The organism is Mycolicibacterium stellerae, assembly GCF_003719305.1.
Classification (GTDB): Bacteria; Actinomycetota; Actinomycetes; order Mycobacteriales; family Mycobacteriaceae; genus Mycobacterium; species Mycobacterium stellerae.
Genome location: NZ_RARC01000005.1, coordinates 231,852 through 252,289, shown reverse-complemented (window position 1 = coordinate 252,289; position 20,438 = coordinate 231,852). Strand labels below are relative to the sequence as shown.

At 66.9% G+C, this 20,438-nt stretch carries 25 protein-coding genes; 12 read left to right on the top strand and 13 right to left on the bottom strand.

Translation table 11 applies throughout. The annotated features are described in order from the left end of the window. Nucleotides 1-19: 19 nt before the first annotated feature. From D6M19_RS09885 to D6M19_RS09870, 4 genes are read right to left on the bottom strand one after another with little or no spacing between them, the layout of a single operon-like run. A complete protein-coding gene (locus D6M19_RS09885) occupies nt 20-676 on the bottom strand; it encodes a cysteine hydrolase family protein (protein ID WP_123025003.1) in 657 nt (218 codons plus the stop codon). A 57-nt stretch (nt 677-733) separates the two neighbouring features. After that, the gene (locus D6M19_RS09880; protein ID WP_123025002.1) at nt 734-1,720 is read right to left on the bottom strand and encodes a zinc-dependent alcohol dehydrogenase family protein; all 987 of its coding nucleotides are present in this window, start codon (nt 1,718-1,720) and stop codon (nt 734-736) included. 28 nt (nt 1,721-1,748) lie between these two features. After that, entirely contained in the window at nt 1,749-2,021 is a 273-nt protein-coding gene (locus D6M19_RS09875) for a hypothetical protein (protein WP_234834792.1), read from the bottom strand. An 11-nt stretch (nt 2,022-2,032) separates the two neighbouring features. Continuing rightward, nucleotides 2,033-3,001 (bottom strand): NADP-dependent oxidoreductase, encoded by a 969-nt coding sequence (locus D6M19_RS09870; RefSeq protein WP_123025001.1) that lies wholly within the window; start codon nt 2,999-3,001, stop codon nt 2,033-2,035. Nucleotides 3,002-3,102: 101 nt separating this feature from the next. On the opposite strand from D6M19_RS09870, the gene D6M19_RS09865 reads away from it, so the two are divergent. Beyond that, nucleotides 3,103-3,711 (top strand): TetR/AcrR family transcriptional regulator, encoded by a 609-nt coding sequence (locus D6M19_RS09865; protein ID WP_164478413.1) that lies wholly within the window; start codon nt 3,103-3,105, stop codon nt 3,709-3,711. A gap of 27 nt (nt 3,712-3,738) precedes the next feature. Here the strand turns inward: D6M19_RS09865 and D6M19_RS09860 are convergent, their stop codons facing one another. The 5 genes from D6M19_RS09860 to D6M19_RS09840 all read right to left on the bottom strand — a co-directional run bounded on the left by D6M19_RS09860 (nt 3,739) and on the right by D6M19_RS09840 (nt 7,328). Next, entirely contained in the window at nt 3,739-4,764 is a 1,026-nt protein-coding gene (locus D6M19_RS09860; RefSeq protein ID WP_123025063.1) for a fused (3R)-hydroxyacyl-ACP dehydratase subunits HadA/HadB, read from the bottom strand. Nucleotides 4,765-4,861: 97 nt separating this feature from the next. Further along, entirely contained in the window at nt 4,862-5,296 is a 435-nt protein-coding gene (locus D6M19_RS09855; RefSeq protein ID WP_123024999.1) for a hypothetical protein, read from the bottom strand. A 189-nt stretch (nt 5,297-5,485) separates the two neighbouring features. Continuing rightward, nucleotides 5,486-5,860 (bottom strand): hypothetical protein, encoded by a 375-nt coding sequence (locus D6M19_RS09850; RefSeq protein WP_123024998.1) that lies wholly within the window; start codon nt 5,858-5,860, stop codon nt 5,486-5,488. Between the two features lie 14 nt (nt 5,861-5,874). Further along, on the bottom strand, nt 5,875-6,297 hold the full coding sequence (locus D6M19_RS09845) for a nitroreductase family deazaflavin-dependent oxidoreductase (RefSeq protein ID WP_123024997.1): 423 nt from the start codon (nt 6,295-6,297) through the stop codon (nt 5,875-5,877). Nucleotides 6,298-6,332: 35 nt separating this feature from the next. After that, the gene (locus D6M19_RS09840) at nt 6,333-7,328 is read right to left on the bottom strand and encodes a glycoside hydrolase family 6 protein (RefSeq protein WP_164478419.1); all 996 of its coding nucleotides are present in this window, start codon (nt 7,326-7,328) and stop codon (nt 6,333-6,335) included. A 138-nt stretch (nt 7,329-7,466) separates the two neighbouring features. Between D6M19_RS09840 and D6M19_RS09835 the strand changes: the two genes are divergently transcribed. The 9 genes from D6M19_RS09835 to D6M19_RS09795 all read left to right on the top strand — a co-directional run bounded on the left by D6M19_RS09835 (nt 7,467) and on the right by D6M19_RS09795 (nt 13,918). Continuing rightward, complete coding sequence (locus tag D6M19_RS09835; protein WP_123024995.1) at nt 7,467-8,681, top strand: metallophosphoesterase; 1,215 nt, start codon at nt 7,467-7,469, stop codon at nt 8,679-8,681. Nucleotides 8,682-8,727: 46 nt separating this feature from the next. Continuing rightward, nucleotides 8,728-9,573, top strand: a complete 846-nt coding sequence (locus tag D6M19_RS09830) for an alpha/beta fold hydrolase (protein WP_407665318.1) — start codon at nt 8,728-8,730, stop codon at nt 9,571-9,573. A gap of 316 nt (nt 9,574-9,889) precedes the next feature. Further along, nucleotides 9,890-10,297 carry a YciI family protein gene (locus D6M19_RS09825; RefSeq protein ID WP_123024994.1) on the top strand — a complete coding sequence of 136 codons (408 nt, stop codon included), beginning with the start codon at nt 9,890-9,892 and terminating at the stop codon, nt 10,295-10,297. Beyond that, nucleotides 10,297-11,466, top strand: coding sequence for an RNA polymerase sigma factor (locus D6M19_RS09820; protein WP_123024993.1), 1,170 nt, complete (start codon nt 10,297-10,299; stop codon nt 11,464-11,466). The genes D6M19_RS09825 and D6M19_RS09820 overlap by 1 nt, the downstream gene beginning before the upstream one ends. 33 nt (nt 11,467-11,499) lie before the next feature. Beyond that, on the top strand, nt 11,500-11,724 hold the full coding sequence (locus tag D6M19_RS09815) for a hypothetical protein (protein ID WP_123024992.1): 225 nt from the start codon (nt 11,500-11,502) through the stop codon (nt 11,722-11,724). Nucleotides 11,725-11,734: 10 nt separating this feature from the next. Next, a complete protein-coding gene (locus D6M19_RS09810; protein ID WP_123024991.1) occupies nt 11,735-12,355 on the top strand; it encodes a thiaminase II/PqqC family protein in 621 nt (206 codons plus the stop codon). A 29-nt stretch (nt 12,356-12,384) separates the two neighbouring features. After that, a complete protein-coding gene (locus tag D6M19_RS09805; RefSeq protein WP_123024990.1) occupies nt 12,385-13,104 on the top strand; it encodes an NUDIX hydrolase in 720 nt (239 codons plus the stop codon). 155 nt (nt 13,105-13,259) lie between these two features. Next, entirely contained in the window at nt 13,260-13,445 is a 186-nt protein-coding gene (locus D6M19_RS09800; protein ID WP_164478412.1) for a hypothetical protein, read from the top strand. A 50-nt stretch (nt 13,446-13,495) separates the two neighbouring features. Further along, nucleotides 13,496-13,918 carry a PPOX class F420-dependent oxidoreductase gene (locus tag D6M19_RS09795; protein WP_123024988.1) on the top strand — a complete coding sequence of 141 codons (423 nt, stop codon included), beginning with the start codon at nt 13,496-13,498 and terminating at the stop codon, nt 13,916-13,918. On the opposite strand, the gene helR is transcribed toward D6M19_RS09795, so the two are convergent. From helR to D6M19_RS09775, 4 genes are all read right to left on the bottom strand, one after another. Continuing rightward, nucleotides 13,915-16,110 carry an RNA polymerase recycling motor ATPase HelR gene (gene helR / locus D6M19_RS09790; protein ID WP_206428491.1) on the bottom strand — a complete coding sequence of 732 codons (2,196 nt, stop codon included), beginning with the start codon at nt 16,108-16,110 and terminating at the stop codon, nt 13,915-13,917. The genes D6M19_RS09795 and helR overlap by 4 nt on opposite strands. A 159-nt stretch (nt 16,111-16,269) precedes the next feature. After that, a complete protein-coding gene (locus tag D6M19_RS09785; RefSeq protein WP_123024987.1) occupies nt 16,270-17,157 on the bottom strand; it encodes a ferredoxin family protein in 888 nt (295 codons plus the stop codon). Next, nucleotides 17,157-18,362, bottom strand: a complete 1,206-nt coding sequence (locus D6M19_RS09780; RefSeq protein ID WP_123024986.1) for a cupin domain-containing protein — start codon at nt 18,360-18,362, stop codon at nt 17,157-17,159. Before D6M19_RS09780 ends, D6M19_RS09785 begins: the two co-directional genes overlap by 1 nt. A 9-nt stretch (nt 18,363-18,371) precedes the next feature. Beyond that, nucleotides 18,372-18,614 (bottom strand): BatC protein, encoded by a 243-nt coding sequence (locus D6M19_RS09775; RefSeq protein ID WP_123024985.1) that lies wholly within the window; start codon nt 18,612-18,614, stop codon nt 18,372-18,374. A 197-nt stretch (nt 18,615-18,811) separates the two neighbouring features. On the opposite strand from D6M19_RS09775, the gene D6M19_RS09770 reads away from it, so the two are divergent. Together D6M19_RS09770 and D6M19_RS09765 are read left to right on the top strand one after the other, a co-directional pair. Next, a complete protein-coding gene (locus tag D6M19_RS09770) occupies nt 18,812-19,198 on the top strand; it encodes a hypothetical protein (protein WP_327389785.1) in 387 nt (128 codons plus the stop codon). A 51-nt stretch (nt 19,199-19,249) separates the two neighbouring features. Further along, nucleotides 19,250-20,437 carry a hypothetical protein gene (locus tag D6M19_RS09765; protein ID WP_123024984.1) on the top strand — a complete coding sequence of 396 codons (1,188 nt, stop codon included), beginning with the start codon at nt 19,250-19,252 and terminating at the stop codon, nt 20,435-20,437. The last annotated feature ends 1 nt before the right edge of the window (nt 20,438 follow it).

Genomic DNA, 20,438 nt, shown 5'->3' with positions numbered 1-20,438 from the left:
TTCTGTTGCCCCACAACGATTACCCCGCGGCGCGCATTGCGGTCACGACATCCTCGGTCAAGACCACCCCGTGGGCCAGGAATGCATAGTTGACCAGCGCGGCCCGGTACCCGTCCCCCCACTCGGGGTGGCGTGGTCCTGCGACCGCGTCGCGCACGACGTATACCTCGAAGCCCTGCTCGAGCAGATCGCGAAGGTGCGATTCCACGCACATGTTCGCGAGCATGCCGCCCAGAAGAATCTTGTTGATCCGCCGCTTGCGTAACTGCAGAACCAGGTCGTTGGTCTGCGAGCCGAACACCTTGTGGGGACTGACGACAACCGTCGCCGGGTCGTTGATATATGGCTTGAACTCCTCGAGCCAATCGGCTCCCGATCCGGTCAGCCCGTCGAGGTTAAGGGGTCCGGGACGGTCGAAGGTACCCGTGCGCAGCTCGTCGGCTTCCAGTGCGCCGTTGAACAACCATCCATGATCGGTGGGATAGAAGTAGTGCGGCGAGATGAACATGGAAAACCCTGCGGCCTTGGCGGCCTTGAAGATCTCGAGCATATGCTCGACGGTTCCGTTCTCGGTGACGCTGGCGCCGGTGGCCGCCCAGTTGATCCCGGTGGGACTCAGCACGTCGTTCTGAGGATCGATGAACACTACGGCGGTGTCGTCTCGGTTCCAATTCATCGGCTTACCTCTCTGGGGTTTGGCAGAGCATGCGGTTTGGGGGTGCGCTCGAGCGTGTCAGCCGTCCGGGAGCACCACCACTTTCCCTGTAGCAGTGCCATTTTCGACGGCCTCATATGCAGCATTGACGTCGTCGAGCGCAAAGGACTCGGAGTGCAGTCGCGGGATAAGCCGTCCTCCGTCGGCCAGCGTGGCGGCTTCGGCGACGATGCGGCCGTGGTGTTCGCGACGGCGGCCGGTCAACAGGGGCATCAAGGTGAAGACGCCCGAATAGGTGGCGCCACGAAACGACAAGGGCGCCAGGCTGTGAGTGCCCCAGCCCAACGCGCTTACGACGTGGCCGCTGTAACGCTTGACCGCGGTGAACGAGGCGTCGAGCGTGGCGCCACCGACGTTGTCGACGACGATGTCGAAGCCGTCGCCGCCGGTGTATCTGTCGACATACTCCTCGACGGTGCTCGCCGTGTAGTCGATCGGGGTCGCGCCGGCATGGCGGATCACCTCCTGGCTCGACGGGCTCCCGGTGGCGAACACCTGCGCTCCGCGGGCGATGGCGAGTTGAACAGCGAGGAATCCGACCCCGCCCGCGCCACCGTGGATCAACACCCGCTGGCCCGCAACGACTCCGGCGCGGTCGACGAGTCCCTCCCAAGAGGTGATGAAGCCAAGCGGAAGCGCCGCGGTCTGCATCATCGACAGGCTCTCGGGCTTGTGCGCGATCAACCGCGTATCGACTGCAGCCAGTTCGGCCAGCGTGCCTTGCAGGCCGCCGACTCCGCCGGTCATGCCGAATACCTCGTCGCCGATGCGGAATCGGTCGACCTGTGCCCCCACTGCTTGCACCACCCCGGCCAGGTCGATGCCCAGCACGGCCGGCGGCGCCATCTCCGCGTGCGCAGCGACGCCTCGACGGATCTTGGTGTCGAGTGGGTTGACCCCGCTTGCCATGACTCGCACAAGGACTTCACCGGGGCCAGGGGTCGGATCTGGGACCTCGCCGATCTCCAGCGGGGCGTTGTATGCGGTCAGCATTGCAGCGCGCATGAAGTCTCCTCGAAATCAGTTGTCATCTTCACGCAGCGGTGTAAGCACCGCTGGCTATCCGGTCAATCGACACGATGATGGGTTCGACGTGGGCTTCTGATTCTCGGCCGCCGGCCAGGACCAACTGGGCGGCTTGGATGTTGCCGTTGGCGGCGGGACTTGTGATCAGCACGTCGCCGTCGGTTCCGTTGATTTCCCAGCGGTGGTCACCTGCCCGCGACAGGCCGCCGCGGTGAAAGACCGATGCCACGGCCCCGCTGTTCAATGCCGCCGTCACCGCTACCAGGATCGGGGGGTTCATGATGATCTCCTTCAGTCGAAGAGGAGGACGAGACGGCCACGGACGCCGCCCTTTTCGAGGGTGTGGTGCGCAACGGCCGCATCTGCGGCGGGGAAGGTCTGTGCGACGCGCATGCTGATCCTGCCCTGCTCGGCAAGCACCCGTAGGCCGTCGAGCTTCTCGGTCGCGTGGGTGTAGTCGGGCACCCACACGTCGCGGATCGTGATGCCGCGTTCGGGATGCAGCGTCGAGGTGCCCCGCTCGCCGGGTCGACGGACGACCGCGATCTGTCCGTTGTCACGCAGCGCGGGCAACACCTCGTCGCCTTGAAGTGCGGCGTCGATGACTGCCGCGACACCATCCGGGTAGAGCTGCCGAATCCGTTCTCCCACACCGCGTCCCCGCGCGACGATCGCATCGGCGCCGAGCATATCGATCAGCTGCTGGTCGGCAGGCGCGGCATCGGCGATCACCCGGAGACCGTCGGTCTTCGCCAGCTGTATGACGTAACCGCCGACCGCGCCTGCGGCACCGGTGACCGCGAGGGTTTCACCCGGCCTCAGCTTCAATACATCGAGCGCCCGGCGGGCGGTGAGCCCGTTCATCGGCAACGTGGCCGCCTCCGCGTGGCTGCTACCGGCGGGTGCGAGGGTGACCTGGTCGGCGTTGACGACGACGTATTCGGCGTATGCGCCGCCGGAGTCGTCGATCGGCATCACGATCGCCATGACGCGGTCCCCGATCTGGACGTCGGTGTGTGCGTCGGGGCCGATTTCGTCGACGATCCCGGCAACCTCCATGCCAGGGCGGTAGGGCGGCGACAACGTGCTGGCACGCAAGGCACCATCGATGTCGCCGATCCGCAGCAGCGCGTCGGCGGGGTTGACTGTGGCGGCATGCACCCTGATGCGGACTCGGCCGGGGCCTGCGTGGGGCTCGCCGATCTCGATCTGCCGCAGCACTTCGGGACCGCCGTACTCAGTGACCACTACTGCTCTCACGACCGGACCTCCTATACGGGGATGACTCCCCACTTGGTGGATCGTAGACTAAACGGGGAGCCATCCCCGAATATTCCGCCCGCGAAGAATGGAGGCTGGTCGTGCGAGCTGATGCCCGCCGCAACCGGGCTGCCGCGCTGGCCGCCGCCGAAGCGGTGTATGCCGAGCAGGGTGTGCAGGTGTCGCTGAACGAAATAGCGCACCGCGCCGATATCGGCAACGCGACGCTGTACCGGCATTTTCCGACGCGGGAGTTGCTGTTGTCGGAGGTCTACGCGGGGCATCTCGAGCGCTACTGCGCCATCGCCGAGGATGCCGTACACGCCGAGGATCCGGTGACCGCGTTGCGGGACTGCGTCACGGCCACCTGCGCGCTGCAGGCGACGAACCGCGGCCTGGCCGATCTGTTGGCGTCGCTGCGGCCGCTGTCACCACACGTCGAACAGCTGCGAGCCCGACACTATCGCGCCATCGCAAAGGTGTTTCGGCGTGCGGTGCGCAGCGGCAAGGTGCGCAAGGACGCGTCGCCCGTCGACCTCGCCGTCCTGCTCATCGCCAACGCCGGCCTCATCCATCGGACCGTCGATGACGCTCCCCGGGCCAGCGCCCGGTTGAGCGCGCTGTGGCTGGCAGGCGTGATCTCCCACGGGCATGTCGAAGCGCCGCCTGCGCCCACCGAATCCGAGATCCGTCGAGCGCTGAACCGCTGAGGCCCACGAAACAGTCTCGCCGAAGTGTCAGCGGAAGCGAACGTCGGCCGTCGCCAACCCGAAGATCTTGCGGCCGGCCGACTTCGCGGCGACGAGGACGACGCCGGTGCGGGTCGCCGGGTCCAGCGACTTGACCCGGCCGGTGAACTCGATGTCTGCACCCTCGGCCGCCGACACGATCGCGGGCGCAGACAGCCGCACCGCATACCGGGTCACCGCACCGGGGTCACCCGACCATGCCGAGGCGAACCCGGCACCCAGGCCCATGGTGAGCATTCCGTGGGCGATCACATCGGGCAGCCCGGCCAGCTTGGCGATCGCCTCATCCCAGTGAATCGGGTTGGCGTCGCCCGCCACGCCGGAATAGTTCACCAGGTCGCCGCGGGACAGTCGGGTGTGGCGCACGGGTAGCTCGTCGCCGACCTTCACGTCATCGATGGACGGCGTCCCCGGAGTGCGGGTCGAGCCGCCCTCGGCGAGCCGAACCTTGCCCTCGGGACGCACCGTCTTGTGGTATTCGGACTCGCCGATTCCGAAGATGTCCACGTCGTGCATCATCATGTGCTGCACCGCCGTCTTGATCGCCGGATCGACGTCCTCGGCGGTGAGGCCGACGACGGTGGTGTGCAGGGTGTGCACCCGCTCGCCGGCCGCATCGGTGAAGGTGTTGGTCACGGTGATCAGGTCTCTACCGGCGATCCTGCGCACCGACGTCAGCTCGACATCGATGTGCAGTTCGTCGCCTGCCACGATCGGGCGGTGCTGCTCGAAGACCTCTTCGGTCTGCATATAGGTGTCGTAGCCGACGACCACCTGTTCGAACATGCGGCGATTGCAGGTCATGCCCGGGGTCGACGTGAAGGTCAGCGGCGCCACCAGGTCCGAATAGCCCAGCTCGGCCGCGGCGGCGACGTCCCAGTGCGCGGGGTGGTAGTCCTGCACCGCGCGGGCGTACTCGCGCAGCTTCTCCCGGCCGACCAGGTAGGTGCCGTCCATCTGGTACCAATGGCCGACCCGCGCTTGGAGCGGCGACGTTTCTGCTGCTGCCGTCATGATGTGCTCAACTTTTCTGTCGGCTTGTTCGCTGAGGCCGACCACAGAACACTAGCCAACGGCGGTACCGGCCACGGGAGCGGTTATCCGCGGTCGGTCATGCCGTCGCGTCGACCCGCGAGGTGTGCTTCGCCGCGACCGTCAGCACCGCGACCAGGCCAGCCGCCGCCGCGACGTAGAACCAACCAAGGGGCGCCTGTGACCGTTCGGGCAGCCAGGCCATCAACCCCGTCGCGAGCGTTGCGGGAAAACACACCCATCGCCAACCCTTGGTCAGAGGGTCGAGGACACCGATGCTGATCAACGCCAGCGCGGCGCCTGCGGGTACCACCACAAGAGCCATGCCGAGCACGTAGGCGGTCACGGTGTTCTGCACCAGGGTGTTGGACGCCGCGAACTGTTCGGCGATCTTGGGCAGTGCCGGGGTGTAGATGTCGAAGGCGACCTGTTCGAGGGGGCTGACCAGAAGCAGAACGCCGATGATTCGCCGGGCAGCGGTAGTGCTCCACTCGCGAAGGGCTTGGTCTGTCATTTGGCGCCGGCGTTCGACCTGGCGCCGCGAAAACTACTGCGCAGCAATGATATTGGCATCGTACTCTCCGTACTTCGTTGTCCACCGATGGGTGGTGTGGCGTCGAAATTACGGAGGCCGGGGACTGGTGTCGTTGCTTGTGCGCACGACCCGGTTAAGCTGCGAAGCGCCCACTTGTGCGCATTGTGCTCACGCGGTTGTGCGGGCCAGTGCGCGAACGGCCCGCAGGTCGGTGACTGTGGCGGCTGCCAGGAGCGTGCTGAAGACGCGCGCGTTTCGACGCGACGCGCCATCCTTGGCGCGTCGCAGAGTGAACGCCCCTGTCGCTACGTTGCTCACCGCGCGTGCTGCCAGCCAGGGCCACTGCGGACGGCCGAACATCAAACCCGGCGACAGCGCAAGGTCGAGAACTCCCACAAGTTGAGCATCGCGTTTCGACGTCAGACCGATGAGCGGACCCAGGCGGGTTGGGGCGTACAGCAGGGCGCTACCGGCGATCGCGGTGACAATTCCGGCCGTCGTCGAGAGGGCCTGGGCAGATGTCTTGCGGGTGGATGCCGTCATGATGTCCAGTCTGACTACTCCAGAACGAAAACCGGAATCAGGCGGTCGGTCTTGGTCTGGTAGTCGGCGTAGGGCGGGTAGGCCTGCACCGCCAGCTCCCACCAATGCGCACGCTCGGCGCCGTCCACTTCGCGCGCGGTCAGTTCGGTGACCTTGTCGCCATCCTGCACGGTCACCCGCGGATGGGCTAGGACGTTGTGATACCAGGAGGGGTGCTGCGGGTCGCCGCCCTTGGAGGCGACCATGGCGTAGCGGCCGTTCTCCTCAACGCGCATCAGCGGCACATAGCGCTTCTTGCCGGACTTTGCACCCGTGGTGGTGAACAGGACGACGGGTCGGTCCAATATCTCGACACCGTCGGTGGTGCCCTGCTCCAGAATTCGTTCGGTTTGCTCGCGCACCCAGTCGGTCGGGCTCAGTTCGGCATGCTCAGTCATGCTTGGCCGCAACGTCGAGATGCCGGGTCGTATTCCTACCGGCCGGCGTTGCGCGCCAGTTCGATGGCGAAGGAGTTCACGAAGCGGCCCGCGCCGGGGCCGCCGTTGCACGAGCCGTCGGACTCGCCTGGACGTTTGACCCACAGGAAGGCGTCGACGTTGCCGTTGCCGGTGTCCGTCGTCGGCGCGGCTCCCAGCGCCCGTCCACTGGGGTTGCACCAGTACAGCTCGCCGTCAGCCGGGCCCGCGCCGTTGCGCGACGTGTCGATCACGTACGGCTTACCGCCGGTCATTCCCGAAATCGCGTCGCCGTACCCCATGGACTCTTCGGTGGTGAAGAAGTTCGCGGTGTTGAGGCTGAAGCCCCGTGCCTTGCCAACACCGACATCGTTGAGCCTGCCCGCCATGTCTTCGGCGCCCACCCAGCGCGAGTGCCCCGCGTCGATGTACACGGCCGTGGCCGGGTTGGCGGTCAGCGTGTCGACGGCGTAGCGCATCAAATCGAAGCGTTCCTGGCGCTGGTCTCCCGACAGACAGTCGGCCATCGCGAGTGCATCCGGTTCGAGGATGACCGTCGCGGGTCCGCCGCCGATGGCCGCTGCGACGCCGTCGATCCACCCCTTGTAGGACGCGGCCGACCCGAACCCGCCTGCGGCGAAGCTCCCGCAGTCGCGATGCGGGATGCCGTAGAGCGCCAGCACCGGCATGGTGCCTGCAGCCTGGGCGTCGGCGATGTACTTCGCGTCCACGGCGGGAGTGGACAGATTGTCCATCCAGTACGCCGTCGGCGTGTTGGCGATGGCGTCCAACTCGGGACTGCGTGGATCGACCCCGTCCGCCGCGGCCCGCGCCTTCGACGATGGGTTGACGTACAAAGGCAATCCGGCCAGCGGGTTCCCGTCACTTGCCAGGCGCACTGCCGGGGCGGGTCCGTCGTCGACCGTGATGACAGAACAACCGATGCCTGCGACGGCCGCGACCGCCAGGACGGGGGAGATCCATCGCGCGACAGCGCCAACAGCTGAGGAGATCACGCCAAAAACATAGATGCCACAACGCAAAGAGCGCCAATCGTCCACGACAGAAGACGGCGCGATTGGTGCGACCGATCGACTGCTCAAGACGTCGGTAACGTCGTCGATGAAACCAAGCAGATTGATCGAGGGCCGATGACAGAAACCCCGGCAGACGTACTCGAATCCGCCGACTCGCCGGAACCGTCCCGGCGGCACTGGCGGCGGCTGGCCTTCGTGCTCGCCGTCACGCTGCTGCTGTTCGGTGTGCCGTGGTGGACGCTGCTGGCGGCGGGCGCGGACTGGCCAATGCCCGTTTACGTCATTGGCACGTTCCTCTTCGCGGCGGCCTTCGTCGCCATGCCGTGGTTGATGATGCTGGGTCACGGCCGTCGACATCTCGACCGGGCCGCGGCCGCGGGCGATGGGATGCTCGGCGCCGCATGGGTGCTGTTCGTGTGGTCGGTGCTCGGCCAAATGTTGCGGGTCGTGTTGCTCATCGCGGGCGTACCGGACCCAGCGCGCTCACGGGTGGTCGCGGCAGCGGTGACGGCCGTGGTGGTGGTGCTGCTGGTGTGGGGTTACGCCGAGGCGATGCGCGTTCCGCGGGTCAGGACCCTCGACGTCGCCATCGACCGACTCGGGCGCGGGCTGGACGGTCTGCGCGTGGTGGTCATCACCGACACGCACTACGGCCCGATCGACCGGACACGGTGGTCGGCCGCCGTGGCGGCGCGGGTGAACACACTCGACGCCGATGTCGTATGCCATGTCGGCGACATCGCCGACGGGACGGTCGCCGTGCGGGAGGCGCAAACCAGCCCGCTTGCTGCGGTGAACGCAACGGCCGCGCGCGTATACGTCACCGGCAACCACGAGTACTTCAGCGAAGCCCAGGGCTGGCTGGATTACATGGAGAGCATCGGCTGGACCGCCTTGCACAACCGGCACTTGATCGTGGAGAACGGCGGTGACCAGCTCATAGTCGCCGGAGTGGACGACGCAACTGCGAAGGGATCGGGTCTGAGCGGGCACGGCGCCAACCTGGAGGCCGCCCTCGCAGGAGCCGACCGCACACTGCCGGTCCTTTTACTCGCGCATCAACCCAAGCAGGTCGCCCATGCCGAGCGCGCGGGAATCGACCTTCAAGTCTCGGGCCACACCCACGGCGGCCAGATCTGGCCGTTCAACTTCCTGGTCCGGCTGGAACAACCGGTGGTCCAAGGCCTGAGCCGGCACGGCGATCGGACACAGCTGTACACGAGCCGCGGTACAGGATTCTGGGGCCCGCCCTTCCGGGTGTTCGCGCCCAGCGAGATCACCTTGCTCACCCTGCGTTGCACACCTGCCAGCGAAGTTACCCGCCGGTAGAGTGGTCCTCGGGGAACGGAGGGCTTTCGTGATCGAACACAAATCGATGGAGATCCACGGCGAGCGGCTGGCCTATTACGACGAAGGCCGCGGCGAAGCGATCCTGCTTGTGCACGGCATGGCGGGCAGCTCTCAGACGTGGCGGGAGATCCTGCCTCGACTCGCCAAGAATTACCGGGTGATCGCGCCCGACCTGCTGGGGCACGGACAATCGGCGAAGCCGAGAACCGATTATTCGCTGGGTGCATTCGCGGTCGGGCTGCGCGACCTGCTCGATGAACTCGGGGTGGACTCCGCGACCGTTGTCGGCCATTCGCTCGGCGGCGGAATCGCGATGCAGTTCCTCTACCAGCACCCCGACTACTGTCGACGGCTCATCCTCATCAGCAGCGGCGGGTTGGGTCAGGATGTCGGCTGGATCCTTCGGTTGCTCTCCGCGCCGGGGGCCGAGCTGGTGATGCCCTTGATTGCGCCGAAACTTGTTCTGCGGGCTGGTGATTCGGTCAAGTCGTGGCTGTCGTCGATGGGTTTGCGCTCGCCGCGCGGCGCGGAGATATGGAGCTCGTATTCGTCGTTCTCCGATGCTGCCACGCGTGAATCGTTCCTACGGACGCTGCGCTCGGTCGTCGACTACCGCGGACAATCGGTCAGCGCACTGAACCGGCTGCAGCTCAAGGCCGATCTGCCGACGCTGGCCATTTGGGGCGAAGACGACACCATCATCCCGGTCGATCACGCGTATGCCGCGATGGAGGCGCGGCCGGACTGCCGCGTCGAGGTGCTACCGGGCGTGGGTCATTTCGCCCATGTCGAAGCCCCCACCCAGGTCGTCGACCTCATCGACGACTTCATCACCACGACGAGCGCGAGGGTTTCAACACACGGCGGTTGATCGTCGCGTGCATGTTTCACGTCGCCTCTCAGCGGGCACAGGGCGTTGACTGTGCCGGCGCCGGATATCCGCGTCGGCGACGGAACGGAGATGAGATGACGGAGCCAACTGGTGCAGATGTTCCCATCGACGATGTGCTGACGCCCGCCACCCCGGGAGCCCAGGCATTGCCTACCGAGGCCGAGGAAGAGGCTGAGGAAGAGCGTAAGGAGTAGTGGGCCGCGGGCCCACAGTCCCGCGATGTCGAAAACGGCGTGACGGCTCCGTCCTACGGATGAGTGACCAACTAGGGTCGCGAACCTGAAGGGAGAACCTCATGGCCAAGTACCTGTTCCTGAAGCACTACCGGGGCGCACCGGCGGCGGTCAACGACGTGCCGATGGACCAGTGGACGCCCGACGAGATCGACGCGCACATCCAGTACATGGAGGACTTCGCGGACCGGCTTCGAGATAGCGGCGAGTACGTCGACAGCCAGGCCCTGGCCTCCGAGGGTGCCTGGGTCCGCTACGGCGGACAGGGCAAGCCGCCGGTGACCGACGGGCCGTTCGCCGAGACCAAGGATCTGATTGCGGGCTTCATGATCGTTGACGTCGCGTCGTATGCGCGCGCCGTGGAGCTGGCAGGTGAATTGTCGGCGGCGCCGGGTGCGGGAGGCAGGCCGATCCACGAGTGGCTCGAAGTGCGGCCGTTCATGGGCGCTCCGACGAGCATCACTGAGTGATGGCCGTCGACGCGGTCGACGAGGCGCAGCTGCGGGATCTGATCCCCGCGGTGTTGGCGGCCCTCGTCCACCGCGGGGCGGACTTCGCGACCGCCGAGGACGCCGTGCAGGAGGCGCTGGTGCGGGCCGTCGAGTCGTGGCCTCACCAGCGGCCCGACGACCCCAGAGGCTGGCTGATCACCACAGCGTGGCGACGCCTCATCGATCTGACACGATCCGACACCGCGCGGCGCCGCCGCGAGAGCCTGGTGTCCGACGAGCCGCCGCCGGGACCGGCCGCGGCTGTCGATGACACGCTGCATCTCTACTTTCTCTGCGCGCACCCGAGCTTGACCGCCCCGTCGGCCGTCGCCCTGACGCTGCCGGCCGTCGGGGGCCTCACCACCCGCCAGATCGCGCAGGCCTACCTCGTGCCCGAGGCGACGATGGCGCAGCGGATCAGCCGGGCCAAGCGCACCGTCGGCGATGTCCGGCTGGACGAGCCCGGCGACCTGCGCACCGTGCTGAAGGTGCTGTACCTGGTGTTCAACGAGGGCTACAGCGGCGACGTCGACCTCGCCGCGGAGGCGATCCGGCTGGCCCGGCAGCTGGCCGCGTCCGCCGACGACGAGGAGGTCGCGGGCCTTCTTGCCCTCTTCCTGCTCCACCACGCCAGACGGCCGGCCCGCACCCGCGCCGACGGCAGCCTCGTGCCGCTCGCCGATCAGGACCGCAGCCTGTGGCGCCGCGACATGATCGCCGAGGGGGTGGCCGTGCTGCAGGCCGCCCTGGCCCGCGACCGGCTGGGCGAGTATCAGGCGCAGGCCGCGATCGCCGCCCTGCACGGCGACGCGCAGACGGCCGACGAGACCGACTGGCCGCAGATCGTGGAGTGGTACGACGAGCTCGTCTTGCTCACCGACAGCCCGGTCGTACGGCTCAACCGCGCCGTCGCCGTAGGCGAGGCAGACGGACCGCAGGCCGGGTTGGCGGCGCTCGCCGAGCTCGACCCCACGCTGCCGCGGTACACGGCATCGGCGGCTTACCTTCACGAGCGGGCAGGTGACCTCACCACCGCTGCGGAGCTGTATGTCGCTGCCGCCGCGCAGGCGCAGAACCTCGCGGAGCGCAACCACCTCACGCTGCAGGCGGCGACCCTGCGCCACAGACTCCAGGGCGGCAGCGGCTGATAACGTACCCGTGCGACACAGGAGGTACGTCCCATGACGGCAATCGTCGAGCGCGAAGAGGTGTCTGACCTCGCGGCACAAGCCGGTTGGCAGCACAGGGACGCCGACCGTAGCGATTACTACCTGCGCAGGCCGGAGCGCGTCCACATCGTCTGGCAGGGCAGCCACGCCATCAGCGGTGGCGTGTTGTATCGGGACGGCATCTTGATGTCCCTGACCAGGGATCTCGATACCGTGCGGAGCTGGTTGAAGCGCTGACCGGTTTGATATGACGCTGTCTGCGCAGTTGTGGTCGGATAGCGCCGACGTGGCCGCCGACGTACTCGCGCACCCATTCGTCCGCGGCATCGGCGACGGCTCGTTGCCGAGGGAACTTTTCGCGGGCTACCTCGCGCAAGACGCCTTCTTCCTCGAATCCTTCGCTCGCGCATACGCTTTGGCTCTCGCGCGCAGCAAGGACACCGCAACATTGCTCACCTTGGCCGACCTCCTCGCCGGTGTTCGGCAGGAGCTCGGACTGCACGCCTCCTACGCAAGCTCCTGGGGTATCGACATGGCCCGAGTGGAGCCGTTGCCTGCGACGTTGGCCTACACCGAATTTCTGCTGGCGACAGCCTGTACCCAGGATCTGGGCGTGATCTACGCGGCGATGACACCGTGCATGCGGTTGTATGCCTGGGTCGGGTCGTCTCTCGATGCGGACATTGCGGGGCCCTACGCGCAGTGGGTGGCTACCTACGCCGATCCGGAGTTCGAAGCGACGGCGGCGGCCCTGGAACGGCTCCTCGACGACCAGGCCGACGACACCGCCGCTGCCCGCACCGCGTACCGGCGGGCGATGCGTCTGGAGCTGGAGTTCTTCGAAGCCGCGTTCACCCGCGGCGATTGATCCGACGAGCCTCGTCCTATGGTCGAGCGGTGACGATCACGTATGACGACGCGCTGCGCGACCGGATTCGGCTGAACCTGGCGGCCCACGACCGTCGCGCGGTTGCCGACCAGACGAAGCGGCACGCGGCCGTCGCTGTGGTGCTCGTCGACTCCGACGCCGGAGACGACAGGGTCGATCCGGTCAATGTCGACGACTGGAACGACGGGCGCGAGATCGTGCTCGAAGGACTCGACGGCCGGATGGTCGACGTGGCAGGCGGTGCCGCTTTCCTGTTGTGCCGCAGAGCAACTCGCCTGTCGTCGCATGCCGCCCAGTGGGCGCTCCCCGGTGGCCGCCTCGACCAGGGCGAAACGGTCGTCGACGCCGCGCTGCGGGAACTGGACGAAGAAGTCGGTGTCAGGCTGACAGAAGCCGACGTGCTTGGGCTACTCGACGACTATCCGACACGGTCTGGCTACGTCATCACCCCGGTGGTGATCTGGGGCGGCGGGCGACTCGATCCGAGCCCGGCGCCCGACGAAGTGGTTGCGGTCTACCGCGTCGGGTTGCATCAACTCCAGCGCCACGACTCCCCGCGCTTCATCACCATCCCGGAAAGCCCGCGGCCGGTCGTGCAGATTCCGCTGGGAAACGACCTCATTCATGCGCCGACAGGTGCCGTGCTGTTGCAACTGCGATGGCTGGGACTGGAGGGGCGCAACGACCGGGTCGACGATCTGGAGCAGCCGGTTTTCGCCTGGAAATAGGAATAGGCGCAAAGCGCAGCAGGTTTACAAATCTGTATAGAGGGCACTTCTTAGCTACTTCACGGGTGGCGCTGACGGTCTCGCTCAGGTTCGCCGGGCACGATCGACGTGAATATCCGAGAACGACGCCATATTCGCACAAGGTGGTGGTGACGATGAGCGCGACGGCCGCAGCCGCCAACGTCGTCTTCCTCGAAACGCATCCCGGGTGGCGCGCATCGCGAACCCGGTCGGACGCGCTCGTGGCCGCGATGCGCAGACACCCGTCCTACCAGGGTGAGCTGCCGGAGTCCGGGGAAGAACGCAAGCCCGCCCAGGTGCTGCACATCCACGCACGCTGAAGCCGTTGCGAGCTTGACCTCAACGATTGTTGAGGTCCTAGCGTGGATTCATGACTTTCAAGCCGCACGAAATCGATTACCTGAACAACGCTGACCTAGGCAGATTGGCCACCGTCCAACGGAACGGGACCCCGCAAGCCAGCCCGGTCGGGTTCACTTACAACGCCGAACTGGGCACCATCGACATCGTCGGATACAACATGGCCAAGAGCCAGAAGTACCGAAACATCGCCGTCAACCCGAAGGTCGCGTTCGTCGTCGACGACATCGCCTCGAAGACACCGTGGCGTGTTCGTTGCCTGGAGATTCGCGGCATCGCGCAGCAGGCGACGGCACCGCGCGCCACCGGCGCCGCGGGAGACACCCTCGACGCCGCCATCATCAGGATCACCCCGACGCGCATCATCAGCTTCGGTATCGACGACACCGACACCCCACCCCACGAACTCAAGGCCGACAGTCGCGACGTCTAGCCCGCCACCTCGGCGAGACCGCTCAACGCCTGCGGCAACGGCTCGCGATGCAGGACGCCGAGGCGCTGCGTAGCGCGGGTGAGGGCGACATACAGCTCGGCAGCGCCGCGCGGTCCCGCCGCCAGGATCCGTTCCGGTTCCACAACGAGCACCGCGTCGAATTCCAGACCCTTGGTTTCTGAAGCCGGCACCGCACCCGGCACACCGGGTGGGCCGATGACGACACTCGTGCCTTCGCGCCCGGCTTCCTCGCGGACGAATTCTTCGACGGCAGCGGGTAATTCGTCCTCGGTGACCTGTCGCGACCACGGCCTCACACCGGTCGCGCGGACCGAATCCGGCGGCTGGACGTCCGGCGCGAACTCGGCGAGCAGTGCGGCGGCGACGGACATGATCTCTGCGGGAGTGCGGTAGTTCACCGATAGCGACCGGTAAACCCACCGGTCTGGCACGTAGGGATCCAAAACCGTGTCCCACGATGTCGCTCCGGCCGCCGACCGGCGCTGGGCGAGATCGCCGACCACGGTGAAGGACCGGCTCGGGCAGCGTCGCATCAGCACTCGCCAATCCATTTCGGACAATTCCTGCGCCTCGTCGACGACGACGTGCCGGTAGGTCCAGTCCCTGTCCGCGGCCGCACGTTCGGCGAGTTCCCTGGTGTCGCGCACGACGAAGCGGTCCGCCAAATCCTCGGCGTAGAGCAGGTCGGTGGCCAGCAGGTGGTCCTCGTCGGACATCAGGTCTTCGCGGCTGAGCATCATGTCGAGCACCTCCTCGGCGTACTTGGCCTCCGCCTTGCGCTCCCGCTCCGCGGAATCGTCGGCGGGCTTGTCGGGGCCCAACAGGTCGACCAGTTCGTCGAGCAATGGCACATCCGACACCGTCCACGCGTCGCCATCGGCACGAGACAGCGCCGCGTCCGCGCCAGCCGCCGACAGGCGCTCGGGCGAGCGGTACAGCGCGGCCAGCAGCGATTCCGGGGTGAGTATCGGCCAGAGCTCATCGATCGCCGCCGTAAAGGAAGCGTTGTCCGCGAGGTCCCGGGTGAGGTCGCTGCGCATCTGCTCCCACGCCTTCTTATCTTCCCGCGTCAGCCAGCCGCGCCCGATACGCGCTATCGCTCGTTCGGTCAGCACATACGTGACGATGTCGATGAACACGGCGCGAGCCTCGTTGTGCGGGCGCCGGCTGCCTTGCGCCTCTTCCCTCGCCCACTGCGCTGTCTCTGCGTCGATAGCCACCGTGACATCGGCCAAGTTGACCGGAATCGGATTCTCCGGCAGCCGTTGCCGATCGGCGACCGCCGCCGCGAGCACGTCGACCATCTTGCGCGAGCCCTTGAGCCGCGCGACCTCCGGCGTGTCCTCGTCGCTCACATGCAGACCGGGCACCAGGTCCCCGGTGGTCACAAACACCACGTCGGTTTCGCCGAGCGACGGCAGGACGCGGCCTATGTGGTTGAGGAACGCCGAATTGGGCCCGACCACCAGCACGCCGTGGTTCTCGATCCGCTTGCGTTGGGTGTAGAGCAGGTAGGCGACCCGGTGCAGCGCCACCACGGTCTTCCCGGTGCCGGGGCCTCCTTCGATCACCAGCACGCCGGGGTGGTCGAGCCGGATGATCTCGTCCTGTTCGGCCTGGATGGTTGCCACGATGTCGCGCATCCCGTCACCGCGCGGTGCGTTGACCGCCGCGAGCAGGGCGGCGTCGGTGCGGTCTCCCTGCTCGGCACCGTCGGGTCGGCCGAGGACCTCATCGGTGAATTCGATGATCCGACGGCCGCGTGTGTGGAACTGCCTGCGGCGCCGCATGTTCTCCGGGTGGGCACCGGTAGCCGTGTAGAACGGGCGCGCCGCCGGCGCTCGCCAATCGACCAACAACGGTTCGTATTCGTTGTCCTTGTCGAAGATGCCGATCCGGCCGACGTATGAGCGGTCGCCGGCAAGGGAGTCCAGTCGCCCGAAGCACAACCCGTTGTCTGCGATGCCGAGCCGCCGCATCTCCTTGGCCAGCGCGCGCACCTCGGAATCCCGTTGCACGAGCGTCCCGCCGTCCTTCTTGTCGATCGGACCCCGCAACGCCGCGGCGTAGCCGCCCTTCACTCGCGCCCGTTCAGCGTCGAGTCGCCGGTATAGCTCGGTCACGTACTCCTGTTCGGACCGCAGCTCGCTCTCATACTCTCCAGTTGTCACATGCCCCCATATGCCGCGCGTCTTCGCCTGTGCCTGGGCCTGCGGCCGCAGGTAAGGGACGATTGTGAGCCATCACCCGGGCCTTGCCGCAAGTCCCCTAGTGCGATATAGATTGAAAGTGGAAGGGAAATCGATCCCTTCCTTTCTGTCGGGCCGGTCCTACGCGGCTCTTATCGAGTTCAGCACGAAAACCCGGACGCTGCCTTCGACTCGTGCGTCACATTGCGACAGTAACGGCTCGGTCATCTCCTCGGTCAGAACAACCTCGATCTCGCCGGGGTCGCCGCGCAGCACCACGCGGATAATGCCCTCTCCCCGCTCGACAGCCAGCGGTGACAGGCTCGCGATGCGGTCGTCGCCGTAGGCCTCGCGTGCGAAGTACTGGGCGGCCTGCACGGCATGCGGTAGCGAGGTTCGCCCGCGGAGATACCGGTTGTCGATTCGCCCCTCGAGATACAGGCGAACCAGCCCCGCCGAGTCGGTCGAGTCGACCCGCCCGTAGCACAGTCCCTCCGGCAGCACCAGCATCGTCGCGGCGAACCGATCACCACCCAAATGTGAACACTCCCAAGTGTATTCGGGGTACTGCTCCGCGATCGTCTTGCAGGCGCTGCGGCCTCGCACGGCACAGCACTGATCGTGTTTGCCATGTGCGCAGACCGCCACGACGGGATCGGTCGACGGCGACCCGTCGCCTCCATCGAGAGCGAGATCAAGATATTCGCGGGGGTTGCTGACCTCGCCGCCGTACAGCGCTTCGCTACCCGGTTCGGAATGCGCAATGAACCAACGCCATCGCGGTGTGGTCGACCGCCGACCGTGACGGCGAATCGCCGCGATCCGCATCTTCGCCTTCTCGAAACGGCCGACGATGGCGCGGCCGAGTTGGGGATCGATGATGTTCGGAGAATTGAGAAACGCCGAATGGCCCCAAGCCCCAGGCAATTCGAGCAGAACCCAGGAGAAGCCAGCCGAGGCGGTGCCGTAAATCGGATCGGCACGCGACAGCGACTGGTCGCTGCACGGCACCCTTCCCGCAGCCGTCATCAGTTGACCGGCACGACGACAGCTTCTCGCAGCAGCCTGCGGATCAGCACGGTCCCGTCGGCGTGGTCGAGTCCCGGCAAGCTATCGGCGTCGGCCACCCGCCCATGGTGTAGCGCCGCGACGGCATCCGCACACGACATCGGAAGCGTCAGCACCTTGTCCGGCAACCGCAGCACAACACGTCCACCCGAATGGTCGATCGTGGCGACCAGTCCATGGCGCCACCGAACCCGCGTCGTATCTGCCCGTTCGCCTGCGAGAAGCGACGCCAGCGGCCGGATCGCGACGGGTCGTGTCCGGTCAGCGTGCCGCCGCACCAACCGCGATGCCGCGCCGGCGCTCAGCGTGGACGCGTCGTCGCGCAACGTCTCGACCATTTCGGCCATCACCTTGCTCACCGCCGCGATGATCTCATCCCGATCGGTCGGGTCGGCGCCCATCGGCAGCGACTCCCTGAACGCGGCAGAGGTCCCCAACTCGTCGATCACCGTCCTTGCCACGTCGACAGCGGTCAGCGGAGAGACACCGACCGTCAGATGGATCGAGGTGGTTTCCAGCGCCTGCGCCGAATGGATCCAGCCACGTGGCAGATACAGCGCGTCGCCCTCCGAGAGCACGGTGTCTATGACCGGGTCGTCGGTCACCCGGTTCGCGATCGCGGCCCGGTGTTGCGTCCACGGTTGCGACGGCAGCGGGTGGACGTGGACGGGTTCGTGGACGATCCAGCGCTTCTGCCCGGACGCCTGCAGGACGAAGACGTCGTGGACGTCGTAGTGCGGGTCGAAGCCGCGACTGGTGGGCGGCGTGATGTAGGCGTTCGCCTGCACCGGATGACCCAGTTCGTCGACTGCCTGCCGGACGAAGTCGATGACAGGCGGCCAAAGCCGGTGCAGGCCCTGCAGGACAATCGTTGCCCCGGCGGCGAACTGGGCCAGCACCTTGGCCGAGTCCACCTGGTCACCCATCTCCGCGCCGAATCCGGCGGGACCGAGGTAGCAGTCCTTGGCCAAGACGTCGCCTTCGTTGGCCAACCGGATGAACGGCGCACGCACCCCGCGCTCGGCGATCAACTCGTCGACCGTGTCGGGCGAGAGCAGGTCGCCGAAATCGCGGGGGAGTGCGGCTGACGGGCTGAGCAGCGGTCTACGACCCCAGTACTCGGTGGCGAATGTCTGGGGGTCGGTTGCGATGAAGCGGCTCAGCACGGAATGCGGTCAGGCCGTACCGTCGGCCCCGCCGTCATGTCCTTCGGGATTCGAGCCCCCATCGGCCGGGCCTTCGCCTGCGGTTCCGTCGGCTCCGCCGTCGTGGCCTTCGGGATTCGAGCCGCCGTCGGCCGGGCCTTCGGCTGCGGTTCCGTCGGCTCCGCCGTCGTGGCCTTCGGGGTTGGAGCCGCCGTCGGCAGTTCCCTCTCCTCCGCCGCCCGCTGTGGTGATGTCGTCGTCGTTGAGCGCCATGCTCGGTCCTTTCTATCGGGGTAGCCGCTCGAATGGAGCCTTCGCGGCTACGTGGGCTCGGAATTACCGCGGAACAACCAAACGAAACGGATTGCGGGGAGTTGCCCGCGGTCATAGCTGGCGCATAGTCGGCGGAAAGTCGCCGCCCATCAACGCCTCATACCGTAACGGGCACCTTCGATCCATCAGGAGACAACGTGATCCGCTATGAAATCCGCACGGCCGCCGTCGCGGCCGCAGGTGCGGCGCTGATGTCGGCCGTGGTGGCCTGCTCATCAGGCGCCTCGACCGGCGACCAAACCACGGCGGCGCCGTCGACGTCGGCGGCGTCGTCATCGTCGGCGCAAACCCCCGGCGACCCCGATGCGTTCATGAAATGCATGACCGACAACGGAGTGCCCGCTCCGCCCGGAGGCGGCCCGGGAGGTCCCGTCGGCCCGCCACCCGACGGTGCTGTACCGCCGGGAGGCCCGCCAGCCGGCGGAGGCGCCATGCCCGCACCGCCGGGGGTCGATCAGCAGACATGGGACAACGCGCAGCAGGCGTGCGCGTCGCTGGCGCCCGCGCCACCGTCGGGCGGCTGACGGGCACCGCTTGCGCTGAGGTTTTCCGCCACGACGCGCTAGTGTCCGGATGTGGTCGTCGTTGCGGTACGCACAGGCGTCGGCGCCGTCGCGATGGCGGCTCTGACGGTCGCCGCCGCTGCGTGTTCCGACGGGTCCGGCTCTGATCGGGCGGTCACCGATATGACGACGACGGTCGCCGCGCCTCAACCGAGCACCCGGCCATCCTGCGTGACGGAGGTCCCCGCAGCCTGGCAGAAGGCAATCGACGCGAGCGCCGTCAAGACCGGCGGCATCTCGAATGTGCCGATGGCCGTCGGTCGGCGTGGCGAGGTCGCCGTGTCACGCGACAACGGCGACACCCGCGACCTCTTGCTGATTGATTCCGACAAGTCCGTCAACGAGATCTATGCGGTACCCGAGCCCAACCGGAATTCGATCGGGGCGGTGGCGCTCGACGATCGTTGGGTCGTCGTCGGCGTCGAGTACTCGCCGCGCGGCGCCAACGGCATCATTCCCACGATCATGCGTATCGATGTGGTCGACCGGCAGGGCGGCGCGACCAGGACCGTCGTGGACAGCCCCGCCGAGGACCGCACGTCCGGGGGGAAGACGATCGATTCGGTCACCCTGTTCGGCGGCAAGGTGTACTGGATCACGAGGGACACCTTCGCAGGCGACGCCGGGAGGATTCAGTCCTACGACCTCAACACCGGTGCGGTGACCGATGTGGCATCCGGCGACATGCGCAACGTGCGGACCACTGCAGCGGGCCTGGCCTGGGACGTCGCGTGGGATCAGAACACCGGCGCGAGGGCCGAACTCAAGATTCCCGACGCATTACCGCCCGCGGTCGCAGGGGCGGTGGGCACCGGCCGGGATCAGATGACGCTCGTGACCGACGGCAACGCCTACGCGTGGTCCACCGGAAGGGACCAGGGTGAGCCGGGACTCGCGTACTGGTCACCGAACTCCGGCCTGGTGCACATCACTGGGAATACGCCGCCGGGAAGGTTTCAGGCGCTGCCGCTTTCAGTCGTCGGACCGTATGTGGTGATCGAGCGAGGACGCCCCGGCGATAATTTCGACACCTTTGCCACCGTCATCGACACGCGGTCTGGCGCACTCACCTATCTTCGCCCGTCGGTCGGCGGCGCGGACGGCGGCACCATCGCGGTTGGCATTGGGGCGACGATGAAGGAGCCCCCTACCAGCGCAGGCGTTCTCCGCGTGGACGCACTACCGCCGCTCACCTGCTGAC